Here is a 24,668-nt window from a genome sequence, read left to right on the forward strand (position 1 = left end):
CAGTATTTTCCCTGATCCTGTCAATTTTGCCGGCTCGATTTTCGCAACGATCTGACGTGATATCTGATTTGCGTGCGCCCGCTGCCCGCGGATGCGAAGGAGAAACGAGATGGACGGATGGGTAGTGATCGGCATCGTGCTCGCGGCCTGGATCGCGGGCGCGATCGTATTCGTACACCGCGCGTCGGCGGTGTTCTTCCAGGCGCTAGGGCGCGCGCACGACGCCGACGCATGCGAGCGCGACGCGCCGCTCGCCACGCTGCGCGAAGCGCACGAATGATGCGTCAGATGTCGAGCGGATCGACTTCGACGCTCCAGCGCAGCACGCCCTTCAGCTCGCGCAACAGCGGCTGCCACGCGCGCAGCGTGTGCTGAAGCACCGCGCGCGACGCGCTCTCGATCAGCAGTTGCGCCCGATGGACGTTCGCGACCTTGACGATCGTCATCGGCACGGCGTCGTAGACCGTCACGCGGTCCGCGCCCGGCAGCGTCGAAAACGCGTCGGCCGCCTGCTGCAGGAACGCGAGCGCCGCATCGAGCGTGCGCCCGTCGGCGCGTAGCAGCGCCTGATAGACGAACGGCGGCAGATGCGCGTCGCGCCGCTCGCCGAGCGTCGAACTCGCAAAACCGACGTAATCCTGCCGCGCGAGCGCGTGATACAGCGCGTGGCGCGAATAGCGCGTCTGGATCAGCACCTCGCCCGGCAGCCCCGCGCGCCCTGCGCGGCCGCTCACCTGCATCAGTTGCGCAAACAGCCGCTCGCTCGCGCGGAAATCGTGCGAAAAGAGCGCGGTATCGGCATTCAGCACGCCGACGAGCGACACCCGCTGGAAATCGTGCCCCTTCGCGATCATCTGCGTGCCGACGAGGATGTCGACTTCACCCGCGTGCACGTCCGAGAAGAGCGCCTGCGCGCTGCCCTTGCGGCGCGTGCTGTCGGCGTCGATGCGCAGGATCCGCGCGCCGGGCACCGCCTGCGCGAGCGTCTCCTCGACGCGCTGCGTGCCGCGGCCGAGCGGCGCGATGTCGACGTTCCCGCATTCCGGGCACGACCGCGGAATGCGCGCCTCCCATCCGCAGTGATGGCAGCGCACCGCGTGCTCGGGCTTGTGCATCACGACATACGCGCTGCAGCGCGGACAGCCGGCGACCCAGCCGCATGCGTCGCACGCGAGCGCGGGCGCGTAGCCGCGCCGGTTCAGGAACACGAGGCTCTGCTCGCCGCGCTCGAGCCGCGCCTTCAGCGCGGCGACGAGCGGCCCCGACAGCCCGCCCATCGACGCGCGGCCGCGCCGCCGCTCCTCTTCCAGATCGACGAGCCGCACCGACGGCAGCACGGCGTCGGCGACCGCGCGCTTCGACAGCGTGAGCCGCTTGTAGCGGCCCTGCTCCGCCTGCCACCAGGTCTCGAGCGACGGCGTCGCCGAACCGAGCACGACCGGAATCGCGAGCTGCTTCGCGCGCCAGACGGCGAGATCGCGCGCCGAATAGCGCAACCCTTCCTGCTGCTTGTAAGCCGGTTCGTGTTCCTCGTCGACGACGATCATCGCGAGCGACGGCAGCGACGCGAGCACCGCGAGCCGCGTGCCGAGCACGATCCGCGCGCGGCCGGTGTGCGCGGCGATCCAGTGGCGCGCGCGCTCGCCTTCGGCGAGACCGCTATGCAGCGTGACGATCGCGTCGGCGGGCAGCATCGCCGCGAAGCGCGTACGAAAAGCCGCCTCGAACTGCGGCGTCAGGTTGATCTCGGGCACGAGGACGAGCGCCTGCGCGTCGGGCCGCCGCTCGAGCAGCGCGGCGAGCGTCTGCAGATAGACCTCAGTCTTGCCGCTGCCCGTCACGCCATGGAGCAGGAACGGCGCGAAGCCGTCCGCCGACGTGATCGCGTCGAGCGCTTCGGCCTGTTGGTCGGTCAGTTGCGGCGGCGTCGCCACCGCGCGCCGGCCGGCGGCGGGCGCCGGGTTATCCACAAGCTGTGCGTCGGCGTCCGTGATCGCGATTTCGTCGCACGCGGCCCAGCCTTGCGCCTGCCACTCGTCGAGCACCGCGACGGCCTTCGGATGCAGCGCGCGAACTTCGGCGAGCGACAGCACGGGCGCGTCGGCGAGCGCCTGCGCGAGCCGGCGCAGCGCCGCCCCGCGCGCGGGCAGCGCGTCCGGCAGCGCGGCGCGCCCGGCGTCGAGCAGCCGGAAGCGCAACTCGGGCGCAAGGAGGCGTCCCCAGCGCGACACGTCGCGCAGTGCCTGCGGCAGCGCGGGCAGCGCGACTTCGCCGAGCCCACGCTGATAGTAGTCGGCCGCGAACGCGACGAGGTCGAGCCAGTGCCGCGACAGCGACGGCAGCTCCGCGCACACCGCGTCGACCGCCTTCAGCCGGTCGGCGGGCACGTCCGTGTGAGCGGTCACTTCGCATACGAGCCCGACTGCGCTGCGCCGGCCGAACGGCACCTGCACGAGCATCCCCGGCATGGCCGGGACGTCGGCCCGATAGCGGTAATCGAACAGCGTCGGCAGCGGATGGTCGAGCGCGACGCGCACGAACGCGTCAGTCATCGGTGCGGCGCCGCCGAACGCCAGAATGCCCGGCATACCAGACATCCGCGACGTCCGCGAAGTTAAAGTAAAACGTCACTTTCGGCGCTAAGTTTTGGATTCTCATTAAGAATCGCGGCGCGACCGCCGATCCTGTGGATAACTTTGTTGAGAACTCGCCCTCGATGACCCCGCAAAGGCGCTGCCTACGGCCATCCACTGCTTTTTCCGGATCGGACAGCCCGGCCGCGAAGCCTTATCCCGCAAGGCTGCTATCCAATTTCCGACGCCATAGCGCAGCCCATTCGCCGATAAAGCCCTCTACCGCGCTGCAACGTGGAAAATGTGCATAAGTCAAGTCTTGACAAGCATAAGAACGCCATTGGACGGGCGCTTGCGCCCTGTTTGGTCGCGATTGCGCAAATTCGCCGCATCGCGCCGCAGCAACGGGCCGCTTGCGATCATGATCCCGATCCGCTGCGGATCGCGCGGCTATGGCGATGCACTTCGTCGACGAGCTCCGCGACGTGCTCGGGCGGCGTGAACTGCGAGATCCCGTGGCCGAGGTTGAACACGTGCCCCGGATGGTTGCCGTAGCTGTCGAGCACCGCGCGCGCTTCGGCGCGGATCGTCTCGGGCGGAGCGAAGAGGATCGTCGGATCGAGGTTGCCCTGCAGCGCGACGCGGCCCGCCACGCGCTCGCGCGCGCGGCCGAGGTTGACCGTCCAGTCGAGCCCGACCGCGTCGACGCCCGTCGCCGCGATGTCCTCGAGCCAGAGCCCGCCGCCCTTCGTGAACGCGATCGACGGCACGCGCGCGCCGTCGTGCTCGCGCTTCAGCTGCGAGACGACGCGCCGGATATAGTCGAGCGAGAAGCGCTGATACGCGCCGTCGGCGAGCGCGCCGCCCCACGTGTCGAAGATCATGACGGCCTGCGCGCCCGCTTCGATCTGCGCGTTCAGATAGGCGGCCACCGCCTGCGCGTTGACGTCTAGAATCCGGTGCATCAGATCGGGCCGCGCGTACGCCATCAACTTCACCGCGCGGAAATCGTCCGAGCCGCCGCCCTCGACCATGTAGCACGCGAGCGTCCACGGGCTGCCCGAGAAGCCGATCAGCGGCACGCGCTGGCGGCCCCGGCCGTCGGTGAGCGCGCGGCGGATCTCGCGCACCGCGTCGGTCACGTAGCCGAGCGTCGCGCCGATGTCCGGCACCGCGAGCTTCGCAACGTCGGCCTCGGTGCGCACCGGATGCGCGAACTTCGGCCCTTCGCCCGCTGCGAAATCGAGGCCGAGCCCCATCGCGTCGGGGATCGTCAGGATGTCGGAGAACAGGATCGCGGCGTCGAGCGGGAAGCGCTCGAGCGGCTGCAGCGTGACTTCGGTCGCGTAGTCGGGGTGCTTCGCGAGCCCGAGGAAGCTGCCCGCGCGCGCGCGCGTCGCGTTGTACTCGGGCAGGTAGCGGCCCGCCTGGCGCATCAGCCAAATCGGCGTGTAGTCGGTCGGCTCGCGCAAGAGCGCACGCAGGAAGGTGTCGTTGATGAGAGTCTGGGCCACGATGAATGCGACGAAGCGAAACGCAAAGGGGCATTCTACCGGACGCGGCGCCGCGCTCAGCGTTCGCGGCCATATGACGCTCGCCGCCGCTCCGTTATGATCCGGCGTTCCGACCGGCCACACGTATCGAGGAGACACGATGAAGAAGACGTTGCTCGCGCTCGCCTGCTGGGCGGGCTTCGCCCATGCGCAGACCGTGCCGCAGCCCGCCGCGCCGGCATCGCGGCTCGACGACGTGCTAGCGCGCGGCACGCTGCGCGTCTGCACGACGGGCGACTACAAGCCGTACACGTATCGCCGCGAAGACGGCGCATTCGAAGGAATCGACATCGACATGGCGGCATCGCTCGCGAAGTCGCTCGGCGTGAAGACGGCGTTCGTGAAGACCACGTGGCCAACGCTCACGAACGATTTCGTCGCGAAATGCGACGTCGCGGTGGGCGGCATCTCGACGACGCTCGAGCGGCAAAAGCGCGCGTTCTTCACGCAGCCGTACGTGACCGACGGCAAGACACCGATCGTGCGCTGCGCGGATGTCGAGCGCTACCAGACGATCGCGCAGATCGACCAGCCGCAGACGCGCGTGATCGTGAATCCGGGCGGCACGAACGAGCGCTTTGCGAAGCAGCACTTCACGCACGCGCGGATCACCGTTTTTCCGGACAACGTCACGATCTTCAAGCAGATCCTCGCGGGCAATGCCGACGTGATGGTCACGGACGCGTCGGAGACGCTGTTGCAGCAAAAACTGAATCCGGGCCTGTGCTCGGTGCATCCGGACAAGCCGTTCCAGTTCGGAGAAAAGGCGTACATGGTGCCGCGCGGCGACGTCGTGTTCCAGCAGTACGTCGATCAGTGGCTGCACCTCGCGCGTGAAACGGGCGAGGTGCGGGCGATCTCGGATAAGTGGCTCAAGTGAACGCGATGCGGATGGCGGTGCGATGCGCGCGTGCGGACGTTGCGCCGCAGCACGCGGCGTCGTGCGCCGGCGCGCCCGCCGTGCGCGGATGTATCGGCGCCGCGGTTGCGCGCCGCGGCGATGCTTGCGCTGCGAACGCCACGCCTGCGCGACGTCGCTAATCGATCAGCCGACGATGCTCGATCTTCACGCACCGATCGACGACGACGTCGAGGCCCGCCGCGCGCGCCTTCGCAACGGCGGCGTCATGCACGACGCCGAGCTGCAGCCAGACCGAACGCGCGCCGATCTCGATCGCCGCATCGACGACAGGCGGCACGTCCGCCGACTTGCGGAATACGTCGACCATGCCGATCTCGGCGCCTTCGGCCGCGAGCGCCGCGCGCGCGTCGGCAAGCGACGCATGAACGGTCTCGCCGAGCACCTTCGTGCCGGCGAGCAGCGGATTGACGGGTACGATCCGATAGCCGTTCCGCTGCATGTATCCAGCGACTTCATGACTCGGTCGATAGGGTTTATCCGAAAGGCCAACTACCGCGATCACCCGATCGCGTTTCAAAATCTTTCTCAGGACTGTGTCAGTCGATATCGCTGTCATTTCGATGCATGTTTGATGGCGCCCGAAAGCTTGACCGGTCCAGCCTAGCACATCGTAAAAGGGGCCTGGCGGACCTCGAAGGCGCCGTTTTTCGATGCGGTAAAAATGACATCTCGCCCCTTTCAAAACAGCAAAAAATCCCGCAAAGCCTTATCCGACGGGGGTTACAACCTGAAACACTTTGTTACCGCGACGGTGGGGTAATTCGCCCAAAATGCCTCTCACGGTTTCAACACGGATGCGGTCTCGTGTGCAGCGTGTGAGCGAACACAAGCACAAACAAACGAGCCCGTCGGTTTCGTACCGAATCCCTTCCCAGGGGCATCCTTGTTGGAGTCGTCGTCGGCCCACGCCGATGCGTTCCACCTTTGGTCTCCTCGCGCTAACCCCGTAGCGTGTGGTTTTTAGCGGGCTCATCAGCCCGCTTTTTTTCGTCCATCGAAAACGTGCACGACGCCTCACGCCGTCTTCTGCATGCTCAATCCCAGTTCGTCGATCATCCGTTCGCGCATCACGAACTTCTGCACTTTGCCCGTCACCGTCATCGGCAGCTCGTCGACGATGCGCACGTAGCGCGGCACCTTGTAGTGCGCGATCTGGCCGCGGCAGAACTCGCGCAGCTCGTCTTCCGTCATCGTCTCGCCTGCGCGCAGCACGATCCACGCGCACACCTCTTCGCCGTACTTCGAATCGGGGACGCCGAACACCTGTACGCTCTGAATCTTCGGATGCCGAAACAAGAACTCTTCGATCTCGCGCGGATAGACATTCTCGCCGCCTCGGATCAGCATGTCCTTCAGGCGTCCGACGATGTTGCAGAAGCCTTCTTCGTCGAGCGTCGCGAGATCGCCCGTGCGCATCCAGCCGTCGACGACCGCCTCGCGCGTTCTCGTCTCGTCGTCCCAATAGCCGAGCATCACCGAATAGCCGCGCGTGCACAGCTCGCCCGTCTCGCCGACAGGCACGATCGCGCCCGTCGCGTCGACGATCTTCGCGTCCAGATGCGGTTGGATGCGGCCGACCGTCGTCGTGCGCTTCTCAAGCGAATCGGTCGTCGAGCTCTGGAACGACACGGGGCTCGTCTCCGTCATTCCGTACGCGATCGTCACCTCGGACATGTGCATCTTCGCGACGACGCGCTTCATCGTCTCGATCGGGCACGGCGAGCCCGCCATGATGCCCGTGCGCAGCGTGCTCAGGTCGAAGCGGTCGAAGTCGGGATGATCGAGCTCGGCGATGAACATCGTCGGCACGCCCTGCAGCGCCGTGCAGCGCTCGTCGGAAACCGCCGCGAGCGTCGCGCCCGGCTCGAACGCCGCGCCGGGAAACACCATCTTCGCGCCGGCCGACACGCACGCGAGCACCGACAGCACCATCCCGAAGCAGTGATAGAGCGGCACGGGAATGCACATCGCGTCGGCTTCGGTGAGCTGCATCACGCTCGCGATCGAGCGCGCATTGTTGACGACGTTGCGATGCGTGAGCGTTGCGCCCTTCGGGCTGCCCGTCGTGCCGCTCGTGAACTGGATGTTGATCGGATCGCGGCGGTCGAGCGTCGCGCCGATCGCATCGAGCCGTGCGGGATCGAGCGCCGCGCGGCCGCGCGCAAGCATCTCGGCGAAGCTCAGCATGCCCGCCGGCGCGACGTCGCTCATCGTCACGACCGTGCGCAGGCTCGGCACGCGCGCTGCGTGCAGCTCGCCGCTCGTGTGCGTCGCGAGCTCGGGCGCGAGCTCGACGATCATCTCGGTATAGGCGGACGTCTTGAAACGCTCCGCCGCGATCAGCAGCTTGCAGCCGACCTTGTTCAGCGCGTATTCGAGCTCGGCGAGCCGATAGGCGGGATTGACGTTGACGAGCACCGCGCCGATGCGCGCGGTCGCGAATTGCGTGAGCAGCCATTCGGCGCGATTCGGCGACCAGATGCCGACCCGATCGCCCCGTTCGACGCCGAGCCCGATCAACGCGGCCGCGAGCACGTCGACTTCGTGTGCGAACGCCTGCCACGTCCAGCGAATGCCCTGCTCGCGGAACACGACCGCGGGCCGCTCGGGAAAGCGCGCGACCGTGTCGAGCAGAAACTGCCCGATCGTCACTTCGCTCAATGGGACCTCGGTCGAGCCGCGCACGTACGAAAGCCCGTCCTGCGGCGCGATCAGCGCGCCGACGCCTGAATCTGCTGCCATGAGAGTGTCTCCGCCAATGGAACGTTTGATCGTTTTGGACGTATTTCTGTAAATTATTCTGCCATCCGCTTACGACACTCTGACATCAAGTGTTACCCGCAAAGCGCGGCGCGCGTCCAAAACGAAAAAAGCAGCCCGAAGGCTGCCTTTTCGATGCAAAAGCGCGAATCGAACGCGCGCGATGAGGCGCGCGAACGCTTCAGTGCTTGCCGCGGATCTTCGCGAGACGCTGGATCGCTTCGAGCTGCGCCATTGCGGTCGCGAGTTCCGACTGCGCCTTCGCGAGATCGAGGTCCGACTTCGCGTTCTGCAGCGTTTCCTCTGCGCGCTTTCTCGCTTCCTCGGCCTTCGCCGCGTCGAGATCCTTGCCGCGAATCGCGGTGTCGGCGAGCACCGTCACGGCGCCCGGCTGCACTTCGAGAATGCCGCCCGCGACGAACACGAACTCTTCGTCGCCGCTTTCGGCCTCGATGCGCACCGCACCCGGACGAATCCGCGTGATGAGCGGCGTGTGACCCGGCAGGATGCCCAGCTCACCTGCTTCGCCCGGCAGCGCGACGAACTTCGCCTGGCCCGAGAAGATCTGCTCTTCCGCGCTGACGACGTCTACTTTGATGGTTGCCATATCGACTCCTGTCGATCGGAGTTAGCGCTTTAGCGCTTACTCCGATCCCATGCCGTGGTTGGCCAGCGTCAGCGCTTCAGCGCTTACTCTGGCCCCGCGGCGGTCGATCGGAGTTGGCGCTTTAGCGCTTACTCCGACCCCATGCCGTGGTTGGTCAGCGTTAGCGCTTCAGCGCTTACTCTGGCCCCGCGGCGGTCGATCGGAGTTGGCGCTTTAGCGCTTACTCCGATCCCATGCCGTGGTTGGTCAGCGTTAGCGCTTCAGCGCTTACTCTGGCCCCGCGGCGGTCGATCGGAGTTGGCGCTTTAGCGCTTACTCCGATCCCATGCCGTGGTTGGTCAGCGTTAGCGCTTCAGCGCTTACTCTGCCCCCGCGGCGGTCGATCGGAGTTGGCACTTCAGCGCTTACTCCGATCCCATGCCGTGGTTGGTCAGCGTTAGCGCTTCAGCGCTTACTCTGCCCCCGCGGCGGTCGATCGGAGTTGGCACTTCAGCGCTTACTCCGATCCCATGCCGTGGTTGGCCAGCGTCAGCGCTTCAGCGCTTACTCTGCCCCCCCGGCGGTCGATCGGAGTGAGTGCCTCAGCCCTCACTCCGATCCCATGCAAGGCACGGTTGAGCGTATTACGTAGGCGCCCGTCCGCGACACGCTGCCAAAGCAGCAGTCATCGCGGACGCACGGGCGCCCGCTGCGTTACACCCGACCTTTACTGGATCTTCTTGGCCTTCTCGAAGGCTTCGTCGATCGTGCCGACCATGTAGAACGCCTGTTCCGGCAAGTGGTCGCACTCGCCGTCGACGATCATCTTGAAGCCACGGATCGTTTCCTTGAGCGGCACGTACTTGCCCGGCGAACCCGTGAACACTTCGGCGACGTGGAACGGCTGCGACAGGAAACGCTGGATCTTACGCGCGCGAGCGACCGACAGCTTGTCTTCCGGCGACAGTTCGTCCATGCCCAGAATCGCGATGATGTCGCGCAGTTCCTTGTAGCGCTGCAGCGTCTGCTGAACGCCGCGCGTGATCGAGTAGTGCTCTTCGCCGATCACGTTCGGATCGATCTGGCGCGACGTCGAGTCGAGCGGGTCCACCGCGGGGTAGATACCGAGCGAAGCGATGTCACGCGACAGCACGACCGTTGCGTCCAGGTGGCCGAAGGTCGTGGCGGGCGACGGGTCGGTCAAGTCGTCCGCAGGGACGTACACGGCCTGAACCGACGTGATCGAGCCTGTCTTTGTCGACGTGATGCGCTCTTGCAGCTTGCCCATTTCTTCAGCCAGCGTCGGCTGATAGCCCACCGCCGACGGCATACGGCCGAGCAGTGCAGACACTTCGGTACCGGCCAGCGTGAAACGGTAGATGTTGTCGACGAAGAACAACACGTCGAGGCCTTCGTCACGGAAGTGCTCGGCCATCGTGAGGCCCGTCAGCGCGACGCGCAGACGGTTGCCCGGCGGCTCGTTCATCTGGCCGTACACCAGCGCGACTTTGTCGAGAACGTTTGAGTCCTTCATTTCATGATAGAAGTCGTTCCCTTCGCGGGTACGCTCGCCCACACCGGCGAACACGGAGTAACCGCCGTGCTCCTTCGCGATGTTGTTGATCAGTTCCATCATGTTCACGGTCTTGCCGACGCCCGCACCGCCGAACAGACCGACCTTGCCGCCCTTCGCGAACGGACAGATCAGGTCGATGACCTTGATGCCCGTTTCGAGCAGTTCGGTCGACGGCGACAGTTCGTCGAACGCCGGCGCCTTCTGGTGGATCGAGCGCGTGTGCTCGCTTTCGATCGGGCCAGCCTCGTCGATCGGACGGCCGAGCACGTCCATGATGCGGCCGAGGGTCGGCTTGCCGACCGGCACCGAGATCGGCTTGTTCGTGTTCTTCACCACGAGGCCGCGGCGCAGGCCGTCGGAGGCGCCCAGACAGATGGTGCGGACCACGCCGTCGCCCAGTTGCTGCTGGACTTCGAGCGTCAGTTCCGAGCCGTCGAGAATGAGCGCGTCGTAAATCTTCGGCATGCTGTCGCGCGGGAATTCCACGTCGATAACGGCGCCGATGCACTGTACGATCTTGCCTTCTACCAAAGCAGTAGTACTCATCGCATTTCCTTTAAATACCTGATTCTTTACTCGCGCAAAGGCGCAGTTTCGAGTCGCCCGGACAGGGTTGCCCGAGCGAGGAGCATCTCGGCTCGCGCGCCCGCTTAAACGGCGGCGGCGCCGCCGACGATCTCCGACAATTCCTTCGTGATCGCTGCCTGACGACTCTTGTTGTACGACAGTTGAAGCTCGCTGATCACCGTCTTCGCATTATCCGAAGCGGCCTTCATCGCGACCATCCGCGCCGATTGCTCCGACGCCATGTTTTCCGCGACGGCCTGGTACACCAGCGCCTCGACGTAACGCACGAGCAGCTCGTCGACCACCGCCTGCGCATCCGGCTCGTAGATGTAATCCCACGACGTGGCGGGCATGCCGTCGCTGCTGTCGAAATGTTCGGTCGACAGCGGCAGCAGCTGCTCGATCACCGCTTCCTGCTTCATCGTGTTGATGAAGCGCGTGTACGCGAGATAAACGGCCGACAGCTTGCCTTCCGAATACAGATCGAGCTGCACCTTCACCGCGCCGATCAGCTTGTCGAGGTGCGGCGTGTCGCCGAGATGCACGACCTGCGAGATCACCTTCGCGCCGAAACGGTTCAGGAAGCCGAGGCCCTTGCTGCCGATCGCGGTGGCTTCGAGCTTCTGGTCCTTGTCGTCGAGCTCCTTGAACTTCTGAATCGACGCACGCAACACGTTCGTGTTCAGACCGCCGCACAGACCCTTGTCGGTCGTGACGAGGATGATGCCCGCGGTCTTCGCGCCATCGTTCGCCACCATGAACGGGTGACGGTACTCCGGGGTCGAGCGGCTCATGTGCGCGGCGATGGCGCGGACCTTGTCGGCATACGGGCGGGCAGCGCGCATGCGTTCCTGAGCGCGGCGCATCTTCGATGCGGCCACCATCTCCATCGCCTTCGTGATCTTGCGCGTGTTCTGCACGCTCTTGATCTTGCCGCGAATTTCCTTCATTCCAGCCATTGCTTGCTCCTTGACCGAAGCGGGGCGAGCGCTTTACGCAACCCGCACCACTTCAAGGTGTCCCTCGCGGATCAATAGGCACCCGACTTCTTGAAGTCCTTCAGAGCGGCGTGCAGCGCGCTCTCGTCGTCCTTCGACAAGTCTTTCGTGTCTTCGATACGCTTGATGAGGTCAGCGTGGCTCGTCTTCAGATATTCGCGCAGGCCTTTTTCGAACGGCAGGACGTCCTTGACTTCGAGGTCGTCGAGGTAACCGTTGTTCGCCGCGAACAGCGACACGGCCAGCTCCCACACCTGCAGCGGCTGGTACTGCGGCTGCTTCAGCAGTTCCGTCACGCGACGGCCGCGCTCGAGCTGCTTGCGGGTCGCTTCATCGAGATCCGACGCGAACTGCGCGAACGCCGCCAGTTCACGGTACTGCGCGAGGTCGGTACGAATACCGCCGGAGAGCTTCTTCACGACCTTCGTCTGCGCGGCACCGCCCACGCGCGACACCGACACGCCCGCGTTGATTGCCGGACGGATACCCGCGTTGAACAGGTCGGTTTCCAGGAAGATCTGGCCATCGGTGATCGAGATCACGTTCGTCGGAACGAACGCGGTCACGTCGCCTGCCTGCGTTTCGATGACGGGCAGCGCCGTCAGCGAGCCGCTCTTGCCCTTCACTTCGCCGTTCGTGAACTTCTCGACGTACTCTTCCGACACGCGAGCCGCACGCTCGAGCAGACGCGAGTGCAGATAGAACACGTCGCCCGGATAGGCTTCGCGGCCCGGCGGGCGGCGCAGCAGCAGCGAGATCTGGCGATACGCCCAAGCTTGCTTGGTCAAATCGTCATAGATGATGAGGGCGTCCTGGCCGCGATCGCGGAAGTACTCGCCCATCGTGCAGCCGGCGTACGGCGCGAGGTATTGCATCGCGGCCGATTCCGAAGCCGAAGCGGCGACGACGATCGTGTATTCGAGCGCGCCGGTTTCTTCGAGCTTGCGCACCACGTTCATGATCGACGAAGCCTTCTGGCCGATCGCGACGTAGATACAGATGAGATCCTTGCCCTTCTGGTTGATGATCGTATCGATCGCCACCGCAGTCTTGCCGCACTGACGGTCGCCGATGATCAGCTCGCGCTGGCCGCGGCCGATCGGCACCATCGAGTCGATCGACTTCAGGCCCGTCTGCACCGGCTGCGACACCGACTTACGCCAGATCACGCCCGGGGCGATCTTTTCGATTGCGTCCGTCAGCTTCGCGTTGACCGGGCCCTTGCCGTCGATCGGATTGCCGAGCGCATCGACCACGCGGCCGACGAGTTCCGGACCGACCGGGACTTCGAGAATGCGGCCCGTCGTCTTGACGATGTCGCCTTCGGAGATGTGTTCGTATTCGCCGAGAATCACCGCGCCGACCGAGTCGCGCTCGAGGTTCAGCGCAAGACCGAACGTGTTGCCCGGGAATTCGAGCATTTCGCCCTGCATCACGTCGGACAAACCGTGGATGCGCACGATACCGTCGGTCACGGAAATCACGGTGCCCTGGTTGCGAACGTCCGCGCTCGCTTCAAGGCCCTGGATCCGGCTCTTGATCAGCTCGCTGATCTCAGAGGGATTGAGTTGCATTATTCGCTCCTGATATTCAATTCTGTTGCGTGCCGGCCGCTTAGGCGCTCAGGCGGTCAAAGCCACCTGCATGCCGGCGAGCCGCGCGCGGACCGAGGTATCGAGCACTTCGTCGCCAACCGTCACGCGCACGCCGCCGATCAGCGACGCATCGACTTCGATCGTCGGCTTCAGCTTGCGCTTGAACCTGCGCTCAAGGTTTCCGACGAGTTCGGCAAGCTGCGCGCCTTCCAGCGGGAACGCGCTGACGATCAGCGCATCCGCCGCGCCTTCGCGCGCATTCTTCAGCTCGTCGAACTGCGCGGAGATTTCCGGCAACAGCGCGATACGATGATTTTCGACCAGCATCCCCACGAAGTTCTTCGCTTCCGCGCTGGTCGCGAGCGGCGCCTTCACCGCGGCGAGCAGCAGCTCGCTGACTTGCGCGCGGCTTACCCTGGGGCTTGACGCGACGGACAGCACTTCGGGCAGGTGCGCAACCTGTGCCAGCTCTTGCACGAGCGTGGACCAGGCGGCGATGTCACCACCCTCGGCCACGCGGAACAGCGCTTCTGCGTAAGGGCGGGCGATGGTTGCAAGTTCGGCCATGATCAGAGCTCGGCTTTCAGTTGATTCAGCAGTTCGGCGTGGGCCGTATGATCGACTTCGCGCTTCAGGATCTGCTCGGCGCCCTTCACGGCCAGCGAGGCGACTTCGCCGCGCAGCGTTTCACGGGCCTTCACGATTTGCTGATCGGCATCCGCCCTCGCCTGAGCGATGATGCGGGCCGCTTCGGCCTGCGCGTTCGCCTTGATTTCTTCGGCGACCGCCTGCGCGCGCTTTTCAGCTTCGGCGATGCGCTGCTGGCCTTCGTTGCGGGCCTGCGCGAGTTCCTGGTCGACGCGCTTGTGCGCCGCTGCGAGTTCCGCCTGCCCCTTTTCCGCAGCCGAAAGGCCGTCGGCAATTTTCTTCGAGCGCTCGTCGAGGGCGTTGATCAACGGCGGCCACACGAACTTCATCGTGAACCACGCGAGGATCAGGAACACGACCATTTGCGCAAACAGGGTTGCGTTGAGATTCACGGTGTTTCCTTAATCTGCTATTCCGGAAAAATGAAACGACGAGGAGCGCACCGAAAAAAACTTTCGAGTCGCGCTCACTTTCCGTTCCGCCCTGCGCCGGCAAGCCTGACGCATTTGTATTTCCGAGGAACCCTTAGCCCGCGAGCTTCGACAGGAGCGGGTTCGCGAATGCAAACAGCATGGCCACACCCACGCCAATCAGGAACGCCGCATCGATCAGACCAGCCAGCAGAAACATCTTCGTTTGCAGCGGGTTGATCAGTTCCGGCTGACGTGCGCAAGCTTCGATGTACTTGCCGCCCATCAGGCCGATACCGATACAGGCGCCGATTGCACCCAGGCCGATGATGATACCGATACCGATAGCGGTCAGACCTTGGATGTTGGCGATGAAAGCTTGCATGATCACTCCTTTGAGAAAAGACTTGGAACTGGAATTAAAAAACTGAAAACAAACTTGCTTGATTGTCCGGCACGCTTAGTGCGACTCGTGCGCCTGACCGAGATACACCAGCGTCAGCATCATGAAAATGAACGCTTGCAGCAGAACAATCAGGATGTGGAAGATCGCCCAGATACTGCCTGCGAGGACATGACCGATGAAGCCGAGTATCGATGCGTCCGCGCCGAAGCCCCACATGCTGCCGAGAAGGGCGATCAGCAGGAACAGCAACTCACCCGCGTACATGTTGCCGAACAGCCGCATGCCGAGCGACACGGTCTTCGCGACATATTCGACGATGTTCAACGCAAGGTTCGGAATCCACAGCAGCGGATGCGCACCGAACGGGGCCGACAGAAGCTCGTGCGCAAAACCGCGCGGCCCCTTGATCTTGAGGCTGTAGTAGATCATCAGCACGAACACGCCGAGCGCGATGCCGAGCGTGCCGTTCAGGTCGGCCGTCGGCACGATGCGATGATGCGAAATGACTTGCGACAGGCCCAGCCAGCCGATCACGCGGCCCGGCAGGTCGACGGGAAGGAAGTCGAGCGAGTTCATCAGCGCGACCCAGACGAACACGGTCAGCGCGAGCGGCGCAATGAAGGTGCGATTGCCGTGAACGACCGCCTTCGACTGGTCTTCGACCATTTCGACGATCATTTCGATCATGCACTGGAAGCGTCCCGGCACGCCCGGCGTCGCCTTGCGCGCGGCCAGACGCAGGATGAGGATGGTGACGATGCCGCAGACGATCGACCAGAACAGCGTGTCGAGATTCCAGACGTGGATATCGAAGATCGACGTCTGATGCGCGGTGGAAAGGTTTTGCAAGTGGTGCGCAATGTACTCGGACGGATCCAGAGCACGCGTTCCTTCGCTAGCTGCCATAATCGTTGATGTCACCCAAATTGTCGAAAATCGGTATATCCGCTTCGCCGCAATGGTTCATTGCGGGAACGGGCCAGCGCGGGAACTGTCGAATCCACGCGCGGCACTTAATGCCTTATCGCCAGGCGAGCGCAATCCAGTACGTCTTCAGCACCAGCAGATACGTGACGAGCAGCGGCACCCAATGCGCGCCGGGGTACCCCCACGCGACGGCAACGAACATTGCAATCGTCGCGCCCATCTTGAGTACTTCGCCGATCACCCAGCCCATCACGGTATCCGCGCCTTTTTGCCTCAGACGCGCCGCGAACAACGCACTCGGCACCCAGCCGATCGCTCCACCCAGAAATGCCGATTGAGCAGCGGCGCCCGGCGACTTGGAAAACAGCCACCACGCCAGTGTTGCAACCAGGGACAAGACCATTTGCGCCATCACGACCCGATAAGGCGTGACGCGCGATGGCCGGCTCACTTCAGGACCGAACAGCGCTTCCGCCTCGGCCCGCGTGAGCGGAGCGACATCAACTTCCTGCTGTTCGACATCCCAGTCGTCTGCGGCGGATTCGCGCCGCCCGACGGCTCCCGAAACGGTGCGTTGCGCTCGCCGATCTTCGTGCCTTTTATCCGGCGCTCGATCCGCCATCGCAGTTATTTCCGCTCAATCCCTATTCGGCCCTAAAGCTTTCCGAAAGCTTTCAGGGGTGCCTAACTAACAAATCCGGGCGATTGTAAGCGATAGTTGCAGGTGATTCAAGGCTTTAGACGCGACAAAAATCCGTATGAAACGGCGCTTCATGATGCGAAAAGTTCGTGAATTTTTGGCGTCCGGCGGCAGTTGTAAGGTGAGTTTTTTTGATCGCTTGCGCGCCGTGAAACACGCTCTCCCCGGCCCCGGTCCGGCACATTCGGCTGCTCAAAAATAATGCAGCACGAGCGCGCCGAGCACGGCGCTCGCGACGCCGAACGGAATGCTCACGAGATGGAACGGCAGCCACATCCCGCGCGCCCGCGACAGCCGGATCGCGATCAGGTTGGCGAGCGAGCCGATCGCGACGCCAAAGCCGCCGACGCTCACGCCGAACGCGAGCGCGCGCCAGTCGCGCGTGAACTCCGACAGCAGGATCGCAGCAGGCACGTTGCTGATCCCTTGCGACAGCAGCACGCCCGCCGCATACGCGCGCAGCGGTGTGTCGAGGCCGATGCCGGCGATCGTCCGATGGACCGCCGGCAGCGTCGCCGCACTGCGCAGCACGACGAACATCAGCACGAAGATCAGCAGCAGCAGCCAATCGATCTTCAACACCGCGTCGCGCCTCACGATCAGAAAAAGCGCCGCGAGCGCGAGCGAGCCGACGAGCGCATGGTGCGCGTCCGCGAGCAGCACGAAGCCCGCGAACAGCGCGACGGTCGCGAACGCATGTGCGCGATCGACCGGCCGTTCGATGCGGTCCTTCGACAAGTCGAGCGGACGGCTTTCGAACGCGCATGCGGTCATGGCGAGCAGCAGCACCATCAGCACGAGCGCGAGCGGCCCGAGCGCGATCACGAAATGGCCGAACGAGACGCCGCTCAATTGCCACAGAAACAGGTTTTGCGGATTGCCGAGCGGCGTCGCGATCGCCCCCGCGTTTACCGCCAGCGCGATGTAGATCACGAGGCGCTTGAACGGCAACGGCGTCAGCTCGCGCAGCGACAACACGAGCGGGATCACGACGAAGAGCGCGACGTCGTTCGTCAGCCACACCGACAACGCTGCGGCGAACATGACGAGCAACGCGGCAAGCGCACGCTCCGAACGCACGCGGTGAACGATTCGATGCGCGAGCCACATCAGGAAGCCCGACAGCTCAAGCGCCTTCGTCAGCATCAACAGGCCGGCGAGCGTCGCGACCGTCTGCCAGTCGACGAGCCGCGCGAGCGCAATCGCCGATTGCGGGTGCGCGAACTGCAGCGCGATCAGCGCCGCAATGAGAATGGACAGGACCGGCTCGTGCAGGATGAACGCGATGATGCGCGCCGGCGCACGGCCGCCGACCAAATTCGACACGTCTCCGTTACGCAGTGACGTTGCCGCGCAATCGCGCGAGGATGCCTTCGAGCGCGTCGAGGTCGCCGAAATCGATCGTCAACTGACCGCGCCCGCGGCGACCGACCTTGATCTTCACGTTCGATGCGAGCAGATCCGACAGCTCTTCTTCGAGGCGCCGCGTGTCGCGGCCGCCGTCGTCCTTCGCACGCGCCTTCACCGTCGGTTCGGCCTTCGTCGTGTGCGTGACCAGCTTTTCCGCCTCACGCACCGACATCCGCTTGTTGACGACCTGATGCGCGAGCGTGATCTGCGTCGCGGCATCCACCGCGAGCAGCGCACGCGCGTGGCCCATGTCGAGATCGCCCGCTAGCAGCATCGTCTGCACCGGCGTCGCGAGGTTCAGAAGGCGCAGTAGGTTAGACACCGCGCTGCGCGAGCGGCCGACCGATTCTGCCGCCTGCTCATGCGTGAAACTGAATTCGTCGAGCAGACGCTGGATGCCGTGCGCCTCTTCAAGCGGATTCAGATCCTCGCGCTGAATGTTCTCGATCAGCGCCATCGCGGCAGCGGCCTGGTCGGACACGTCCTTCACGAGAACCGGCACCTCTTCGAGGCCCGCGAGGCGCGCGGCGCGGAAACGCCGCTCGCCCGCGATGATCTCGTATTTGTCAGATGAAATAGGTCGCACGAGGATCGGCTGCATCACGCCCTGCGCGCGAATGCTCGCGGCAAGCTCCTGCAGGCTGCCCTCGTCCATTCGGGTACGCGGCTGATACTTGCCGGCCTGCAGCTTGCCGAGCGCGAGCACGTTCGGCGCGCCGTCGATCTTCACCGCTTCGGTGATGTCGGCACTGCCGCCGAGCAGCGCTTCCAGGCCGCGTCCCAAACCCTTTTTCTTCGCTACCGCATTCATGTTCTGTTCCCTCGATTCTCGTCTGGAAGGCCGACTCAAAGCGCGCGCACCCGCTCGATCATTTCCGCACCGAACTGAATGTAGGCTTGAGCGCCGCGCGAGCCACGATCGAACACCACACCGGGAAGTCCGTAGCTGGGCGCCTCGGCAAGCCGCACGTTGCGCGGAATCACTGCGTCGAACACCTTGTCGCCGAAGTGCGCCTTCAGTTGATCAGAAACCTGCTGCTGCAGCGTGATCCGCGGATCGAACATCACGCGCAGCAAGCCGATCACCTTCAGGTCGCGATTCAGGTTCGCATGCACTTGCTTGATCGTGTTGACGAGGTCGGACAGCCCTTCGAGCGCAAAGTATTCGCACTGCATTGGGATCACGACGCCGTGCGCCGCGCACAGACCGTTCAGCGTCAACAGCGACAGCGCGGGCGGACAATCGATCAGCACGAAGTCATAGTCGTCCGCAACCATCGCAAGCGCGGCCTTCAGCTGGCGCTCGCGGTTCTCCACGCTCACCAGCTCGATTTCCGCGCCGGCGAGCTCGCGGTTCGCCGGCAGCACGTCGTACTTCACCGCTTCGGGACGCACGCGCGCGTCGGCAACCGTGACACCGTCGACCAGCACTTCGTAGACAGTCGACTCGCATTCGGCCTTGTCGATGCCGCTGCCCATCGTGGCATTGCCCTGCGGGTCCAGATCGATCAGCAGCACGCGTTGCCCCTGCGCCGCGAGGCTCGCGGCAAGATTGACCGTCGTCGTCGTCTTGCCGACGCCGCCCTTCTGGTTCGCCACGCAGAAGATCTTTGCCATCGTTGGTGTGTTCCTTCTCTTCAAATGGTCCGGGCGCCTCACGGCGCGCCGGTTAAATTGCTTCGCCGAGCTCGACTTCGATCAGATGCCGCTCCGCATCGAGCGACGGAACCGTCAGACGGATCGCTTGCTTGACGCGCGCGCCGGCGGGCAAGCGGCCGATTTCATCGTCGGGACGCACGCCCTTCATCGCCCAGATCGAACCGCCCGGCGCAACGAGGTGCCGGGCAAGTGTAACGAAGTCCGCCAGATCCGCGAATGCCCGCGACACGATCACGTCGAATTTCCCCGGGACGTCGCCGCCGGGACGCAGCGTTTCGACGCGCCCCGTCACGACCGACAGATTGCCGAGCTTCAGCTCGGCCTTCGCCTGGGTCTGGAATGCGGATTTCTTGTGGACGATGTCGTTCAGCGTCACCTGCCATTCAGGCAGCGTGATCGCGAGCACGATGCCCGGCAGACCGCCGCCGGAGCCGACGTCCAGCGCGGTCGCGACCGCGCCGTGCGCGCCGAGATGCGGAACGATCGACAACGAATCGAGGATGTGTTGCACCAGCATCTGTCGCGGATCGCGAATCGCGGTGAGGTTGTAGACCGCGTTCCATTTCGCGAGCAGCGCGACGTAATCGAGCAGCGCGCCGTGCTGCGCATCGCTCAACGCAACGCCCAACGCTTCCGCACCTTCCGACAGCAATGCTCCCAGCGTTTCCCGGCTGGCAATCGGGGCTTGACGACGTTGCGCCGTCATTGCTGCGCCGCGGCGTTTTTGGCCTCCGCATCGGCATTCGAGGCGCCGTCGGCGCCCTTCCGCCGGCCGAGCCCGCGTTTCTTTAGATGGACCATCAGCAACGAGATTGCAGCGGGCGTCACGCCCGAGATCCGCGATGCCTGCCCGATCGTTTCCGGGCGGAACTGATTCAGCTTCTGACTCACCTCGAACGACAGACCGCGCACGTCCGTGTAGTCGATACCATCGGGCAATCGCGTATTTTCGTTCGCACCGTTCCGTTCGATCTCGCCGGCCTGGCGCTCGATATAGCCCTGATACTTGATGCCGATCTCGATCTGCTCCTTGATCTGTGCAAGCAGGATCTCGTCGTCGGTCAGCGGTTCGGTCGGGCCGCACTCGCCGCCGTGCAGCGCGCACACGCCTTCATAGCTGACGCCGGGCCGGCGCAACAGCTCCGCGAGACTATATTCGTGATCGATCGGCTTGCCGAGCAACGCGATCGCCTCTTCGGCAGGCAGCGTCTTCGGCGTCATCCATGTCGTGCGCAGCCGTTCGGTTTCACGTGAAACAGCGTCGCGCTTCCGGTTGAACGCGTCCCATCGAACGTCGTCGACGACGCCCAGTTCGCGCCCGATTTCGGTCAGACGCATGTCCGCGTTGTCTTCGCGCAGGCTCAGTCGATATTCGGCGCGGCTCGTGAACATTCGATACGGCTCGGACACACCGCGCGTGACCAGATCGTCGACGAGTACGCCGAGATATGCCTGGTCGCGCCGCGGACACCACGCCGCTTTCTCCTGTGCATAGCGGCCTGCGTTGATGCCAGCCAGCAAACCTTGCGCCGCTGCCTCTTCGTAGCCGGTCGTGCCATTAATCTGGCCCGCAAAAAATAGGCCATTGATCGCCTTGGTTTCCAGTGACGACTTCAGCGCGCGCGGATCGAAATAGTCGTACTCGATCGCATAGCCGGGGCGCAGGATGTGCGCCTGCTCAAGGCCGCGCATCGAGTGCACGAGCTCGAGTTGCACGTCGAACGGCAAGCTGGTTGAAATGCCGTTCGGATAGAACTCGTTGGTCGTCAGCCCTTCCGGCTCGAGGAAGATCTGGTGCGAATCCTTCGACGCAAAGCGGTGAATCTTGTCCTCAATCGATGGGCAATAACGGGGCCCGACGCCCTCGATGACGCCTGTATACATCGGCGAACGATCCAGGCCACTGCGAATGATGTCGTGCGTGCGCTCGTTCGTGTGCGTGACCCAGCACGGCAGCTGCTGTGGGTGCTGCTCGGCCCGCCCGAGGAACGAGAACACCGGAATCGGATCGAGATCGCCCGGCTGTTCTTCGAGCTTCGAGAAGTCGATCGTCCGGCCGTCGATACGCGGCGGCGTACCGGTCTTCAGCCGCCCTTGCGGCAGCTTCAACGCCTTCAGGCGCGACGATAGGGACACCGCAGCCGGATCGCCAGCGCGGCCGCCTGTATAGTTGTTGAGCCCGACGTGGATCTTGCCGTCCAGGAACGTGCCGGCCGTCAGCACGACTGCACGCGCCCTGAATCGAACGCCGACCTGCGTGACCGCGCCGACCACCCGATCCCCTTCGACCATCAGATCGTCGACCGCCTGCTGGAACAGCCACAGATTCGGCTGATTCTCCAGACGATGACGAATCGCCTGCTTGTACAGCACGCGATCGGCCTGCGCACGCGTCGCGCGGACAGCCGGTCCCTTCGACGAATTCAGGATACGGAACTGGATGCCGCCTTCATCAGTGGCGGCCGCCATCGCACCGCCGAGTGCGTCGACTTCCTTGACCAGATGGCCCTTGCCGATGCCGCCGATCGACGGGTTACAGCTCATCTGGCCGAGGGTTTCGATGTTGTGCGTCAGCAGAAGCGTCTTCGCGCCCATGCGAGCGGAAGCCAACGCGGCCTCGGTGCCGGCGTGACCGCCGCCGACGACGATGACGTCAAATTCAATGGGATAAAGCATTGCGGACTTCGCGCAGGACGACGCACGAACCTATCAGAGAAATGTATGGGCCGAATTATAGCGGGTTAGCTTTTGACTCGAATCTCGTTCGAACGGCCGATCAACAAAAAACGGCGTGTTTCACGTGAAACACGCCGCCGGTGAGAGCACGCGAAGCGGCCGCTAAACCGCTTTCTTCGCGAGTCCGAGATAGGTTTCGATGACCTGGGGATTCCGTGCGAGTTCGCCCGCCGGACCGTCGAGGGCGATCTCGCCGGTCTCGAGCACATAACCGTAATCGGAAATCTGCAGCGCCGCGCGCGCGTTCTGCTCGATCAGCAGCGTCGCCACGCCCGTTCCACGCAGCGCACTGATGATATGGAAAATCTCCTTCACGATCAGCGGCGCGAGCCCAAGGCTCGGCTCGTCGAGCATCAACAAGTCCGGCTTGCCCATCAGCGCGCGCCCGACAGCGAGCATCTGCCGCTCGCCGCCCGACAGCGTCCCCGCCACTTGCTTGCGCCGCTCCTTCAGCCTCGGAAACAGCGCGAAAACTGGCTCGAGCTGGTCGAGAAAATTCGCGTCGCCGGCCATCTTCCGCCGGTACGCACCCAGCACGAGGTTATCTTCGACTGACATTGTACCGAACAGCTCCCGCTTTTCCGGCACGAGACACATGCCACGCGACACGCGCTGCTCGACCGGCAACGCGCTCACGTCATCGCCGCGATAGCGGATTGTGCCGGCTGCATGGCCGTGCGTCGGCAATGCCCCCATCACCGCGTTGAGCAGCGTCGACTTGCCCGCACCATTCGGGCCAATCACTGTGACGATCTGCCCCGCTTCGACCTTCAGCGCCGCGCGATGCAGCGCCTCGACCTTGCCGTAACGCACCGACAAATCCCGCACCTCGAGAACCGGCGTCGTCGACTGATCCATCACTCCACCCCGCCGAGGTAAGCTTCCAGCACCGCCGGATCCTTCTGCACATCCTGCGGCAAGCCTTCTGCAATTCGTGCGCCGAACTCCATCACGACCAGCCGATCGGTCAGGTTCATCACGAAATCCATGTCGTGTTCGACGAGCAGCACGCTCATTCCCTCCGCCTTCAATTTGCGCAACAGCTCGGCCAACTGCTGTTTCTCCTGATAACGCAGGCCCGCTGCGGGCTCGTCGAGCAGCAATAGCGTCGGATCGCTGCACAGCGCGCGGGCGATCTCGAGAATCCGCTGCTGGCCGAGCGCGAGGCTGCCAGCCTCGTCATACATGTGCGCTTCAAGCCCGACGCGCCGGATCTGCTTCGCCGCTTCGGCCATCAGCCGCGCCTCCTCGTTCGCATTCAGTCTGACGATGCTGCGCCAGATGCCGGCCGTGCCGCGCAAGTGCGCACCGATCGCGACGTTCTCCAACACCGTCATTCCAGGCAGCAGTTTTACGTGCTGGAATGTGCGGCCAATGCCCCTCTTCACGATTTCACGTGAAACAAGTTCGTCGATCCGCTCGCCGCGGAACGTGATCTCTCCGCTCGTCGGCCGTAGCACGCCCGTCACGAGGTTGAACGTCGTCGACTTGCCTGCGCCGTTCGGGCCGATCAAGCCGAGGATCTGCCCCGCCAGCACGTTGAAGCTCACGTCGTTCACCGCGACGAGCCCGCCGAACTGCTTGCGCACATTTTCGACGACGAGCAGCGCTTCGCCGGCCTGCGGCCGCGCGCGCTGCGGCAGCGGCTTCGCATGCTCCGGCGCCCGCGCGACCGGCTCGTGCGGAAAGCGCCGCGCAACGAAGGGCCAAACGCCGTGCCGCGCGTACTGCAGCAGCAACACCATCAGCACGCCGAACACGATGATCTCGAAGTTGCCTTCGACGCCGAGCAGCTTTGGCAGCAGCGTCTGCAGGTAGTCCTGCAACACGGTGACGATCACCGCGCCGATCACCGCGCCCCACACGTGCGCGACGCCACCGACCACCGCCATGAACAGGAACTCGATTCCGTGATTCAGCCCGAACGGCGTCGGATTCACCGCACGCTGCAGATGTGCATACAGAAAGCCCGAGATCGACGCGAGCACCGCCGCATAAACGAAGATCGCAACGCGCATCCATCCGGTGTTCACGCCCATCGCCTCAGCCATCACGCCGCCGCCGCGCAGCGCGCGGATCGCGCGTCCGGGTCGGCTATTAAGCAGATTCTGAACAGAGACGATCGCCGCGAGCACGACGATCCAGATCACGTAATAGAGGCTGCGGCCCGTATCGAGCGTTTGACCGAACACGGCGAGCGCGGGGATGCCGTTGATCCCGTCGTACTTGCCGAGCCAATCGAGATTGCCAAACAGGAAGAACAGCGCGAGCCCCCATGCGATCGTCCCGAGCGGCAGGAAATGACCGGACAGACGCATCGTGACGGCGCCCAGCACGAGCGCAACGAGCGCCGTCAGCGCGATGCCCGCAATCAGTCCGAGCCACGGCGACGCACCGTACGTCGTCGTCAGATACGCGGTCGCGTACGCGCCGATGCCGACGAACGCCGCCTGCCCAAAACTCGTCATTCCGCCGATCCCGGTCAGCATCACGAGCCCGATCGCGACGATCGCATAGAGCCCGATATAGTTCAGCAGCGTGATCCAATACTCAGGCACGCGCACCGCGCCGGGCAGCGCCGGCAGCACGAACAGCACGACGAGAAACAACCAGAACGCCTTGTTGCGTAAGATCGCCTTCAT

General features: G+C 64.1%; 22 protein-coding genes and 1 pseudogene. 2 read left to right on the forward strand and 21 right to left on the reverse strand.

The genetic code is table 11. From position 1 onward, the window contains the following. The first annotated feature begins 109 nt into the window (after positions 1-109). The gene (locus WS69_RS32260; protein ID WP_082716472.1) at positions 110-280 is read left to right on the forward strand and encodes a hypothetical protein; all 171 of its coding nucleotides are present in this window, start codon (positions 110-112) and stop codon (positions 278-280) included. Between the two features lie 4 nt (positions 281-284). Here the strand turns inward: WS69_RS32260 and WS69_RS25520 are convergent, their stop codons facing one another. Together WS69_RS25520 and hemE are read right to left on the reverse strand one after the other, a co-directional pair. Continuing rightward, positions 285-2,552: a primosomal protein N' gene (locus WS69_RS25520; protein ID WP_059473574.1), complete on the reverse strand. Its 2,268-nt coding sequence runs from the start codon at positions 2,550-2,552 to the stop codon at positions 285-287. 440 nt (positions 2,553-2,992) lie between these two features. Beyond that, positions 2,993-4,087, reverse strand: coding sequence for a uroporphyrinogen decarboxylase (hemE, locus tag WS69_RS25525; RefSeq protein ID WP_059473575.1), 1,095 nt, complete (start codon positions 4,085-4,087; stop codon positions 2,993-2,995). 139 nt (positions 4,088-4,226) lie between these two features. Between hemE and WS69_RS25530 the strand changes: the two genes are divergently transcribed. Beyond that, positions 4,227-5,006: a transporter substrate-binding domain-containing protein gene (locus tag WS69_RS25530; protein ID WP_059473434.1), complete on the forward strand. Its 780-nt coding sequence runs from the start codon at positions 4,227-4,229 to the stop codon at positions 5,004-5,006. A 157-nt stretch (positions 5,007-5,163) separates the two neighbouring features. Here WS69_RS25530 and WS69_RS25535 read toward each other — a convergent pair whose 3' ends face one another. The 19 genes and pseudogenes from WS69_RS25535 to WS69_RS25620 form a co-directional block, all read right to left on the reverse strand. Continuing rightward, positions 5,164-5,604 carry a CoA-binding protein gene (locus tag WS69_RS25535; RefSeq protein WP_082716474.1) on the reverse strand — a complete coding sequence of 147 codons (441 nt, stop codon included), beginning with the start codon at positions 5,602-5,604 and terminating at the stop codon, positions 5,164-5,166. A 221-nt stretch (positions 5,605-5,825) separates the two neighbouring features. Beyond that, a pseudogene (locus WS69_RS35565) lies at positions 5,826-6,021 on the reverse strand (hypothetical protein). A gap of 41 nt (positions 6,022-6,062) precedes the next feature. Continuing rightward, the gene (locus WS69_RS25540) at positions 6,063-7,790 is read right to left on the reverse strand and encodes an AMP-binding protein (RefSeq protein ID WP_059473436.1); all 1,728 of its coding nucleotides are present in this window, start codon (positions 7,788-7,790) and stop codon (positions 6,063-6,065) included. A 199-nt stretch (positions 7,791-7,989) separates the two neighbouring features. Continuing rightward, positions 7,990-8,415 (reverse strand): F0F1 ATP synthase subunit epsilon, encoded by a 426-nt coding sequence (locus WS69_RS25545; RefSeq protein WP_059473437.1) that lies wholly within the window; start codon positions 8,413-8,415, stop codon positions 7,990-7,992. A 706-nt stretch (positions 8,416-9,121) separates the two neighbouring features. Then, positions 9,122-10,516, reverse strand: coding sequence for a F0F1 ATP synthase subunit beta (gene atpD / locus WS69_RS25550; protein ID WP_059473438.1), 1,395 nt, complete (start codon positions 10,514-10,516; stop codon positions 9,122-9,124). Positions 10,517-10,620: 104 nt separating this feature from the next. Further along, the gene (atpG, locus tag WS69_RS25555) at positions 10,621-11,496 is read right to left on the reverse strand and encodes a F0F1 ATP synthase subunit gamma (RefSeq protein WP_059473439.1); all 876 of its coding nucleotides are present in this window, start codon (positions 11,494-11,496) and stop codon (positions 10,621-10,623) included. Positions 11,497-11,567: 71 nt separating this feature from the next. Beyond that, positions 11,568-13,109: a F0F1 ATP synthase subunit alpha gene (atpA, locus tag WS69_RS25560; protein WP_010107219.1), complete on the reverse strand. Its 1,542-nt coding sequence runs from the start codon at positions 13,107-13,109 to the stop codon at positions 11,568-11,570. A gap of 48 nt (positions 13,110-13,157) precedes the next feature. Beyond that, positions 13,158-13,697 (reverse strand): F0F1 ATP synthase subunit delta, encoded by a 540-nt coding sequence (locus WS69_RS25565; protein ID WP_059473440.1) that lies wholly within the window; start codon positions 13,695-13,697, stop codon positions 13,158-13,160. Positions 13,698-13,699: 2 nt separating this feature from the next. Beyond that, complete coding sequence (locus tag WS69_RS25570) at positions 13,700-14,170, reverse strand: F0F1 ATP synthase subunit B (protein ID WP_059473441.1); 471 nt, start codon at positions 14,168-14,170, stop codon at positions 13,700-13,702. Between the two features lie 133 nt (positions 14,171-14,303). Further along, positions 14,304-14,573 (reverse strand): F0F1 ATP synthase subunit C, encoded by a 270-nt coding sequence (gene atpE, locus WS69_RS25575; RefSeq protein WP_025990054.1) that lies wholly within the window; start codon positions 14,571-14,573, stop codon positions 14,304-14,306. A gap of 75 nt (positions 14,574-14,648) precedes the next feature. Then, positions 14,649-15,500 carry a F0F1 ATP synthase subunit A gene (atpB, locus tag WS69_RS25580; protein ID WP_059473442.1) on the reverse strand — a complete coding sequence of 284 codons (852 nt, stop codon included), beginning with the start codon at positions 15,498-15,500 and terminating at the stop codon, positions 14,649-14,651. Between the two features lie 115 nt (positions 15,501-15,615). After that, positions 15,616-16,143: an ATP synthase subunit I gene (locus WS69_RS25585; protein WP_059473443.1), complete on the reverse strand. Its 528-nt coding sequence runs from the start codon at positions 16,141-16,143 to the stop codon at positions 15,616-15,618. A 270-nt stretch (positions 16,144-16,413) separates the two neighbouring features. Continuing rightward, a complete protein-coding gene (locus WS69_RS25590) occupies positions 16,414-17,547 on the reverse strand; it encodes an SLC13 family permease (RefSeq protein WP_059473444.1) in 1,134 nt (377 codons plus the stop codon). A 7-nt stretch (positions 17,548-17,554) separates the two neighbouring features. Beyond that, a complete protein-coding gene (locus tag WS69_RS25595) occupies positions 17,555-18,442 on the reverse strand; it encodes a ParB/RepB/Spo0J family partition protein (RefSeq protein WP_059473445.1) in 888 nt (295 codons plus the stop codon). Between the two features lie 35 nt (positions 18,443-18,477). Further along, positions 18,478-19,248 (reverse strand): ParA family protein, encoded by a 771-nt coding sequence (locus WS69_RS25600; RefSeq protein ID WP_059473446.1) that lies wholly within the window; start codon positions 19,246-19,248, stop codon positions 18,478-18,480. Between the two features lie 52 nt (positions 19,249-19,300). Then, positions 19,301-19,996: a 16S rRNA (guanine(527)-N(7))-methyltransferase RsmG gene (gene rsmG / locus WS69_RS25605; RefSeq protein WP_082716475.1), complete on the reverse strand. Its 696-nt coding sequence runs from the start codon at positions 19,994-19,996 to the stop codon at positions 19,301-19,303. Continuing rightward, complete coding sequence (mnmG, locus tag WS69_RS25610; protein ID WP_059473448.1) at positions 19,993-21,966, reverse strand: tRNA uridine-5-carboxymethylaminomethyl(34) synthesis enzyme MnmG; 1,974 nt, start codon at positions 21,964-21,966, stop codon at positions 19,993-19,995. Before mnmG ends, rsmG begins: the two co-directional genes overlap by 4 nt. A 162-nt stretch (positions 21,967-22,128) precedes the next feature. Continuing rightward, positions 22,129-22,884: an ABC transporter ATP-binding protein gene (locus WS69_RS25615; RefSeq protein ID WP_059473449.1), complete on the reverse strand. Its 756-nt coding sequence runs from the start codon at positions 22,882-22,884 to the stop codon at positions 22,129-22,131. Beyond that, entirely contained in the window at positions 22,884-24,668 is a 1,785-nt protein-coding gene (locus WS69_RS25620; RefSeq protein ID WP_059473450.1) for a branched-chain amino acid ABC transporter ATP-binding protein/permease, read from the reverse strand. The genes WS69_RS25615 and WS69_RS25620 overlap by 1 nt, the downstream gene beginning before the upstream one ends.

Source organism: Burkholderia sp. BDU5, assembly GCF_001522845.1.
Taxonomy (GTDB): Bacteria; Pseudomonadota; Gammaproteobacteria; order Burkholderiales; family Burkholderiaceae; genus Burkholderia; species Burkholderia mayonis.